The 8,151-nt window shown below is 71.6% G+C and carries 8 protein-coding genes; 2 read left to right on the forward strand and 6 right to left on the reverse strand.

The window, feature by feature from the left end:
• Window positions 1–9 precede the first annotated feature (9 nt).
• Complete coding sequence (locus Q0D75_RS02450; protein ID WP_291048971.1) at window positions 10–1,011, forward strand: NAD(P)-dependent oxidoreductase; 1,002 nt, start codon at window positions 10–12, stop codon at window positions 1,009–1,011.
• Window positions 1,008–2,516, forward strand: a complete 1,509-nt coding sequence (locus Q0D75_RS02455; RefSeq protein WP_291048973.1) for an NAD(P)/FAD-dependent oxidoreductase — start codon at window positions 1,008–1,010, stop codon at window positions 2,514–2,516. Before Q0D75_RS02450 ends, Q0D75_RS02455 begins: the two co-directional genes overlap by 4 nt.
• On the opposite strand, the gene Q0D75_RS02460 is transcribed toward Q0D75_RS02455, so the two are convergent.
• From Q0D75_RS02460 to Q0D75_RS02485, 6 genes are all read right to left on the reverse strand, one after another.
• Complete coding sequence (locus Q0D75_RS02460) at window positions 2,513–2,953, reverse strand: MarR family winged helix-turn-helix transcriptional regulator (protein WP_291048976.1); 441 nt, start codon at window positions 2,951–2,953, stop codon at window positions 2,513–2,515. The genes Q0D75_RS02455 and Q0D75_RS02460 overlap by 4 nt on opposite strands.
• Before the next feature lie 94 nt (window positions 2,954–3,047).
• Window positions 3,048–3,803, reverse strand: coding sequence for a maleylpyruvate isomerase family mycothiol-dependent enzyme (locus Q0D75_RS02465; RefSeq protein WP_291048979.1), 756 nt, complete (start codon window positions 3,801–3,803; stop codon window positions 3,048–3,050).
• A 3-nt stretch (window positions 3,804–3,806) separates the two neighbouring features.
• On the reverse strand, window positions 3,807–4,643 hold the full coding sequence (locus Q0D75_RS02470) for a fumarylacetoacetate hydrolase family protein (protein ID WP_291048982.1): 837 nt from the start codon (window positions 4,641–4,643) through the stop codon (window positions 3,807–3,809).
• A gap of 56 nt (window positions 4,644–4,699) precedes the next feature.
• Window positions 4,700–5,776, reverse strand: coding sequence for a cupin domain-containing protein (locus Q0D75_RS02475; protein ID WP_291048983.1), 1,077 nt, complete (start codon window positions 5,774–5,776; stop codon window positions 4,700–4,702).
• 145 nt (window positions 5,777–5,921) lie between these two features.
• Window positions 5,922–6,218 (reverse strand): hypothetical protein, encoded by a 297-nt coding sequence (locus tag Q0D75_RS02480; protein WP_291048984.1) that lies wholly within the window; start codon window positions 6,216–6,218, stop codon window positions 5,922–5,924.
• A gap of 89 nt (window positions 6,219–6,307) precedes the next feature.
• Window positions 6,308–7,714: a hypothetical protein gene (locus Q0D75_RS02485; RefSeq protein ID WP_291048986.1), complete on the reverse strand. Its 1,407-nt coding sequence runs from the start codon at window positions 7,712–7,714 to the stop codon at window positions 6,308–6,310.
• Window positions 7,715–8,151 lie beyond the last annotated feature (437 nt).

An 8,151-nucleotide genomic window follows, 5' to 3' on the forward strand; every position in this document is an offset into this window, starting at 1 on the left:
GAGAACACCGTGAGCGAACGCCACGTGCTCATCACCGGCGCCGGCATGGTCGGCACCTCGACGGCCCGCGAGCTGCTCGCCGAGGGCTGGCGCGTCACCCTGGTCGACCGCAGCATGCCGAGCGCCTACGTGCGCGAGGTGCTCGGCGACGAGGCGCTCGACGAGGGCCGGGTGGCTCTGATCGAGGTCGACCTCACCGATCAGGATGCCCGCGCCGCGGCCGTGCAGGGCCTGCGGGTCGACGCGGTGGTGCACACGGCCGCGCTGATCGCGGCGCGGGCGCAGCGCGACGTGCTCGAGACGCTCTCGGTGAACGTCGAGGTGCCGCTCTGGCTCGCCGGCTGGGCCCATTCGGCCGGTGCCACCCGGTTCGTCTCCATCAGCAGCTGGAGCGTGTTCTCCGAGACCCAGCCCGGGCCCATCACCGAGGATTCCCCGCTGATGACGCACTTTACCTCGTACTACATCGCGTCCAAGCTCGCGGCCGAGCACCTGCTGAGCGCCTATGCGGCCTCGAGCGGCTTGCAGGTCGTGGCCATCCGCCCCACCGTCGTCTACGGCTACGGGCCGAACCTCGGCGGCAGTGTGGGCAGCGCGGCGATCGAGGCGCAGGTGCTGCGGGGGGTGCGCGGCGAGAGCATCGAGCTGCCGGCGAACATCATCTCCACCACCGAGCTGGTGTACGCCGGCGACGTGGGCCGGGCCGTCGCCGCCGCGGTGACGGCGCCGATGGACGGCGCCTTCACCTGGCACACCATCGGCTCGCAGGAGACCACGACGATCGACGAGCTCGCCGCCACGCTGCGTGAGGTGTTCCCGGGCGTCGAGGTGACGGTGGGCTCCGGATCGGAGTTCTCGGTGGTGCCGCCCAAGCAGAGCGCACCCACCGATCTCGCGGAGACGCTTCGCACGCTCGGCATCCCGGTGCCGTTACGCCGCCTCGAGGGGCTGCAGCGGTTCGCCGACGAGCTGCGCCAGGCCGACGCGCTCGCCGCGGAGGCCGTTCGATGAGCCCGCGGGTCGTGGAGACCGTGATCGCGGGCGTCGGCTTCAGTGGCCTCTCCGCCGCGCACGAGCTGATCGCGCACGGGCGCGACGACTTCCTGCTGCTGGAGAAAGCCGACGAGGCCGGAGGAGTGTGGCGCGACAACGTCTACCCCAACGCGGCCTGCGATGTTCCGGCGCACCTCTACAGCCTCTCCTTCGCGCAGAGTCCGGAGTGGTCGAGCAACTACGCGCTGCAGGCCGAGATCCTCGACTACAACAACCGGGTGATCGACGAGCTCGGCATCCGGGAGCGCATCCTGTTCGGAACCGCGCTGGAGAAGGCCGTCTGGGATGCCGGGCGGGCTCGCTGGCGGCTGTCGCTGTCGACCGGCGAGAGCATCGAGTGCCGGTTCCTGGTGTCGGCGCTCGGCACCCTGAACCAGCCGCTGATCCCCGATCTGCCGGGCCTGGACGAGTTCGAGGGCCGGATCGTGCACACGGCCGAGTGGCCCGCCGATCTCGATCTGGCCGGCAAGCGCGTCGCCGTGATCGGCGCCGGCGCGAGCGCCATCCAGGTGGTGCCGCACGCGGTGCAGGTCGCCTCGCAGGTGCTCGTGTCGATCCGCACGGCGCCGCACGTGATGCCCAAGCCCGAGGAGCTCTACGACGAGGCCGCGAAGCAGCGGTTCCGCGAGCATCCGGAGCAGCTGGTGGCGCTGCGCCGTGAGCAGTACGACTACTGGAACCACTCCACGCACGCGCAGGCGGTGATGGACGAGGAGTTCCTCGCCAACGCGGAGCGCGTCTGGAAGGAGCACATGGAGTCGGCCATCGCCGATCCGGAGCTGCGTCGCATCCTGACTCCCGGATCGCGGTTCGGCTGCCGGCGGCCCGTGGTGTCGAATGCGTTCTACCCCGCTCTCGCCTCGCCGAAGACGACCGTGTTCGACACGGCGATCACCCGGCTGACGCCCACCGGCGTCGTGTCGGAACGCGGTGAGAAGTGGGCGGCGGACGTGGTGGTGTTGGCCACCGGGTTCCGGGCCACCGAGATGCTCTCGCACGTCACCTTCGTGGGTGAGGGCGGCCGGCCGCTCACCGAGGAGTGGAGCGAGGGCGGCCCGCAGGCCTACAAGGGCACGCTGGTGAAGGGCTTCCCGAATCTGTTCCTGATCACGGGCCCGAACACGCAGGCCTCGGGCTCGATCATCGGGGTCATCGAGGCGCAGACCGGCTTCGTGGCACGGCTGATGGATGACGCCGACGCGCAGGGCGCCGACGCGGTGGCGGTGACCCCCGAGGCGCAGGCCGCCTTCGACGACGAGCTCACGGACATGATGGCCCGCAGCGTCTGGGAGATCGGCGGCTGCGAGAGTTGGTACCGCATCGGCGGCACCGGCCGCGTGGTCACCAAGTGGCCGGGCAGCCTCGACGAGTTCGAGCGGGTGCTGGCCCGCCCCGCCGCCGCCGACCTCGCCTTCACGAGCGCTCGCGAACCCGCTCGTGCCGGTGCGGTGGCTCTCGCTTAGCGGAGCGCCTGCACCGAGGGGGAGTCGAGCAGGGCGGTGAGGATGCGGCGCAGCGTCGCGGCATCCTCACCCGTGAGGCCGGCCGTGAGAACCTCGTCGACCCGGGCGACGCGGGGGAGCAGCGCCGCCAGCTCGGTTTCGCCGAGCGGGGTGAGGTGCAGCACGTTGCGGCGCTTGTCGGCGCCGTCGCGGATGCGCTCGATCAGACCGCGCCGCTCCAGGCGGGCGACGATGTCGGCGATCGTGGAGCGGTCGAGGTCGAGGCGCTCGACGAGGTGCTGCTGGCTGGCGCCCGGGGTTCCGGCGAGCACGTTGAGCACGCCGAACTGCACGCTCGTCACCTCGGCCGAGACCTCGCGCTGCCAGGCCGCGACATGCGCCTGCTGGGCGCGGCGGATGAGGTAGCCGGTGTAGTCGGAGACGTCGTGCGGTTCCATGTCGCTTCCGATTCTCGCAGGATGATGCCGACGCCTGTGGGCGGATGCTCGCCGGGCACGGGTGGCGCGAGCCGGCGGAGGCGCGGCGGGCCGCTCAGAGCCAGCGCGGGGCGGGCGCAGCGGGTTCGCCGTCGGCCGTGAGCACGCCATCCGTGCCGCGACCGGTGGCCCAGCGCACCAGGGCCGCGGCGGTTCCACGCAGCGTCACCGCGGTCGTCGCATCCGGAACCGTGTTCACCGCCCGGCCGCCGCGGTCGACCGCCTCGAGCAGGTACACCGGCAGTCCCTCGGCCTCGCGCCGGCGGTCCCAGGCGCCGAGGATGTCGGCCAGCAGTGCGTCGAGCAGCTCCGGCGGGAAGTCCTCGAAGCGGGCGCCGTTGCCGAGGTCGACCGCGTGGATCCACACCTCGCGGGTGCGCATCCACACCGTCTCCGACACCGGCACGATGCGGCCCTGCCCCGTGCGCACCTCGTTCGACCAGGCCTCGGCGGGCAGGTCGCGCCACTCGACCGTGAGGTGGATGGCGGCGTGGTCGCTGAGATTGCGCAGCGCCTGCGTGGGCAGGGTCGCTGAGAACTCGATCTCCTCACCGCGCTGCTCGCGGGAGGCGTACATCGGCGTCTCGACACCGGTGCGCGCCCATTCGACCAGGCGTGTGATCGCGCGGGCGTTCAGGCCCACGTGGGCGATGAGGTGGCGCCGGTCCCAGTCGCCGAGCAGCGAGGGCCCGTCGAAGTCCGCGTCGCTCAGCTCGTTCAGTTTGCGCGAGTAGTAGGCCTGGCCGCGGCGCGCCAGCAGGAGCGCCGCGGCGATGGCCGGGTCGGTGACCTGGTCGGTGCGCGCCGCCACGGCTCAGCCCTCCACGCGCACGGGGTTGCGCAGGGTGCCGAGGCCCTCGATCACGGTGGTGAGGGTGTCGCCGGCGCCGAGGTAGCGCGGGGGCTTCCGGGCGTGGCCGACGCCGCCGGGGGTGCCGCTGGCGATCACGTCGCCGGGGTTCAGCGTGACGATCTGCGAGATGTACGACACGAGCGCCGCCGGGTCGAACACCAGGTCGCTCGTGTTCGAGTGCTGCAGCACCTCGCCGCCCACCTCGGTGCGGATGTCGGTGTCGACGCCGTAGGCATCCGGAGTCACCAGGTACGGCCCGAGCGGTGTGGTGGCCTCGAAGGTCTTGCCCTGGAACCATTCGGGCGTGCGGTACTGGTAGTCGCGCATGGTGACGTCGTTCAGCACCGAGTAGCCGGCGATCGCGCCGGCGGCCTGCTCCGGGCTCAGGCGGCGGGCCTTGGTGCTGATCACCACGGCGAGCTCGGCCTCCCAGTCGACGGCGTGCGAGGCGTACTCGGGCAGCACGATCTCGTCGTACGGGCCGATCAGCGCCTCGGGGTACTTGGCGAACAGCGTGGGGAACTCGGGCAGCTCGCGGCCCATCTCGAGGATGTGGTTGCGGTAGTTCAGGCCCACGCAGACGATCTTCGAAGGGGCGACCACGACCGGCGCCCAGTCGGTGTCGGCGATGCCGGTCATCGGATGCGCGGTGCCCGTGGCCGCGTCGGCTACGGCGCGCCAGTCGGCGGTCGCGAGCAGGGCGCCCACGTCGGCGTAGCCGTCGATCTCGAGGGCGTCGTCGGAGTCGATGCGGACGGCGACGGTGCCGGCGGGCGTGCGGAGGGTGGCGAGTTTCATGTCGGTGCTTTCTGGTTCCGGGGCCGGATGGCGGTCGGCCGTCGTTCTGGTGGGCTCTAGCGGGCGGACGGCACGAAGGTGCGCGAGAAGTTGAGGCGGTCCATGATCGGCCCGTCGGTGAAGCGGAACAGGTCGAACTGCGTGTCGGCGTGCAGCGACCACGGCACCCAGCTGGGCACCACGAACAGGTCGCCGGTCTCCAGACGGGTCTCGGTGTCGCCGAGCACGACGGTGCCCGATCCCTCGAACACCTGCCACACGGCCGATCCCACCTCGTGGGTGGGCGCGGTGGAGGCGCCGGCGCGCAGGCGGTGGAACTCGCACCGGATGGTCGACATCACGTCACCGCCGGTGGTGGGGTTCACGTAGCGGATGGCCGCGTGCCCCTGCGAGAGGGTGGCCGGGTAGCCCTCGTCTTCGAGCTTCAGCTGCTCGGTGAGGGCGGCGTCGGTGTGCTCCCAGCGGTAGGCGCTGAGGGGGGAGGAGATCTTGTCCTCCAGCACCGACATGGGCCGGAGTCCCGGATGCGCCCAGAGCCGCTCGGCGCGGGAGAACTCGGGGGAGGCCTCATCCGTCACCCGCTCGGAGCCGAACTCGAAGAAGCCCACGTCCATCTGGCTGGAGAACGGGATGTCGAGGCCGTCGATCCATGCCATCGGGTTCGCGGTGTCGTTGTGGTGGCCGTGGAAGTTCCAGCCGGGTGTGAGCAGCAGGTCGCCCCGGCTCATCCGCACGGGGTCGCCGTTGACGACGGTCCACACGCCCTCGCCCTCCACCACGAAGCGGAAGGCGTTCTGCGCGTGCCGGTGCTCGGGCGCCGTCTCGTGGCCGCCCAGGTACTGGATGGCGCACCAGAGCGTGGGGGTGGCGTAACCCGTGCCCGGAAGCCCCGGGTTGGTGAGGCCGACCGCGCGGCGCTCGCCGCCGCGGCCCACCGGCACGAGTTCGCCGGAGCGCTCGGCGATGTCGAAGAGCGCCTTCCAGCGCCACACGTGCGGGATCGCCTGCGGGGCTGGGGTCATCGGCATGAGGTCGTCGCGCTGGGTCCAGAGCGGAGCCATGTCGTTGGCCGCGAAGTCGCGGTAGAGCTGCTCGAGTTCGGGGGTGTCGGCCGAGCCGTCCATCTGCTGCATCGCAGGATCCTCTCGTCGTCGCGACACCATCGCCGCGAATTCGTCAGTACCCCAACTATATGGGCGAAAGAGAAGTTTGTCGATGGGGGGCGGATGCGGAGCCCGGCGCGGGCAGAGACGGTGTGCCGCGCGCGACCGGCCCGGTTCAGGCGCGGATGAGGGGGTGCGGGATGCGCAGGGTCGACGACCAGGTGCCGGTGCGGTCGTCCCAGCCGGGCAGCTGGTCGGGCACGAGGCCCCAGCGCTCGAGCAGGTGGCGCGCGAGGGTGACGACGTGGCGCGGGCGGGCGTCGCCGTGGATGTGCAGCACCGTGCTGGCCAGCCGGTCGCCGGTGAAGCGGCGCACCTCGAGGTGCCACTGGGCGCCGATCTGATGCACGATCACCACGTCGGCGAGGGCGGGGTCGAAAGGCGAGCCCGGCACGGTTGCCGTTGCCGTCATGCCCACCACCCCCTGTGAAACGAACCGCCCCTAGTAGTTAGAGAGTCTAGTCATCTCAGCAGAAGCGGCAACACCGGGCCGCCCACGCGTCAGAAGTCGTCGACGTGCAGGTGGTTGCAGGTGTCGGCGAAGCTCACGAAGTTGATGTAGGAGGGCTCGTTGCCGGCCGCGTAGCGGCAGTTGGACTGGCCGACCCGCGATCCATTGGGCATGATCGGATCGAGCACCGCGATCAGGTTCAGTGAGGCGTCGTTCGCGCCGGTGGTGGGCACGCCGCCGACCGAGGTGAAGTCGACCGCGTGGCCACCGCCCGATCGGTAGTGGGCGGATGCCGTTCCCGCACCCTCGATCTGGCCCGTGCACCGACGGCTGATGTCGCTGACGCCGGCGCTGCCGAAGGCGCGCACCGCGGCCACCATGGCCTGCAGGATCACGACGTCGATGCCGCAGTTCTCGACATCCTGACCCTGGGCGATCCAGGCGATCTCGAAGATGTGGTCGGGGCTCGAGCCGTGGAAGGTGCCGGCGGCGACGTAGCCCATGAGCTCTTCGGCGAGGGCCTGGGCGTCGCCCGAGACGGGGCCCACGACGTTGCCGCCCTGGTGCGCGGCGGCTGCCGCTGCTGCTGCCGCGGCCGCTGCTGCCGCCGCCGCTGCAGCGACCCCCTCCTGGTACTGCTGCTCGGTGGTGGCGAGGTTCTGCTGCAGGCTGGCCAACTGGGCGTTCAGTTCGGCCTGGTGCGCCGACTGCTCCTGCAGGGCCGCGATCATGGCGCGCTGCGCTTCGGCGGCCTCTTCGAGGGCCGACTGGGCGGCATCCGCCAGGGTGCTGAGTTCGGCCTCGGCCACGGTCGCCTGCTCGCTGAGCGACTGGGCGGTGTTCTTGTCCTGGTCGGCGCTCGCGTAGACGGCGTTGACCGCCTGCGTGAGCTGGCCGGCGGAGCTGAGCTGGGCGAGCAGGTCGTCGGCCTCGGACGAGCTGCTGGTCAGCAGCATCGTGGTGAGGTCGTTGCCGCCGGTGCGCACGAACTGGGCGGCGACGACGGCGGCGCGCTTCTTCGACTCCTCGGCCTTCGCGGCGGCGGCGGCCGCCGAGGCGGTGAGGGTGTCGGCCTTGAGCTGGCCGGCGGCGAGGGCGGACTGCGCCTCGTCGTTCGCGGCGGTGCGCTCGGCGACCAGCTGGCGGGCGGCATCCGCTTCGGCCTGCAGCTGGGCGATCACGTTCGTGATCTCGGTGATCTGGGCCTGTTTGGCGCTCTCGCTGGAGCGGGCGGCGAGCACGTCGTCCCAGCTGGGGTAGTCGACGGCGTAGGCGGGGGCACCGGCGATGGTGGCGGATGCCGCGACGGCGATCGTCAGCACGGCGGTGGTGAGCGCGCGCAGCGGGGAGCGATGGATCGCACGACGGGGAGCGGTGCCGTGGGCACGACCGCGCGCCGGCCGGGAGCGGCGGATGGCCGTCGGGCGGGCGGATGTGGGGCGGGGCGCTGGTGTCATGGATCCTCGAACGTCGGGCCGCGGCGAAGATCGACGGCTCCAGATGCCCATCCAATCCCCGGAGAGCGACGGATGCGTGCATCCGGAGACGGCGATTCGCGAATCGTTGCTGCCGGTCAAGAATCTGCTTCGAGGCGGCTATGAGCGGCCTGTGAGGGGGCGGTCGTGTTCGGTCCAGCGAGTGTGAGACCTACCTCGCGCACTATGGCGGAGCTGGGCCGGAAACTCGCTGGAGTGAACGGGATGCGGCTCGGAGTCGGCCGGGAGGGGTTGAGGCGGCGAGGCCGCCGGCGCGGGCGGAGGCCGGCGCGGGGCCGCGGAGCGAGGCTGGTAGCGTCGGCGCATGACATCGGGTGGCGGGCGTGGAGCAGGCGGTGGTGGCGCGAGCCGCGGCGGTGGAGCAGGCGGCGGTGGCGCGAGCCGCGGCGGTGCTGGGG

It is taken from the genome of Herbiconiux sp., assembly GCF_023264855.1.
In the GTDB taxonomy this organism is placed as follows: domain Bacteria; phylum Actinomycetota; class Actinomycetes; order Actinomycetales; family Microbacteriaceae; genus Herbiconiux.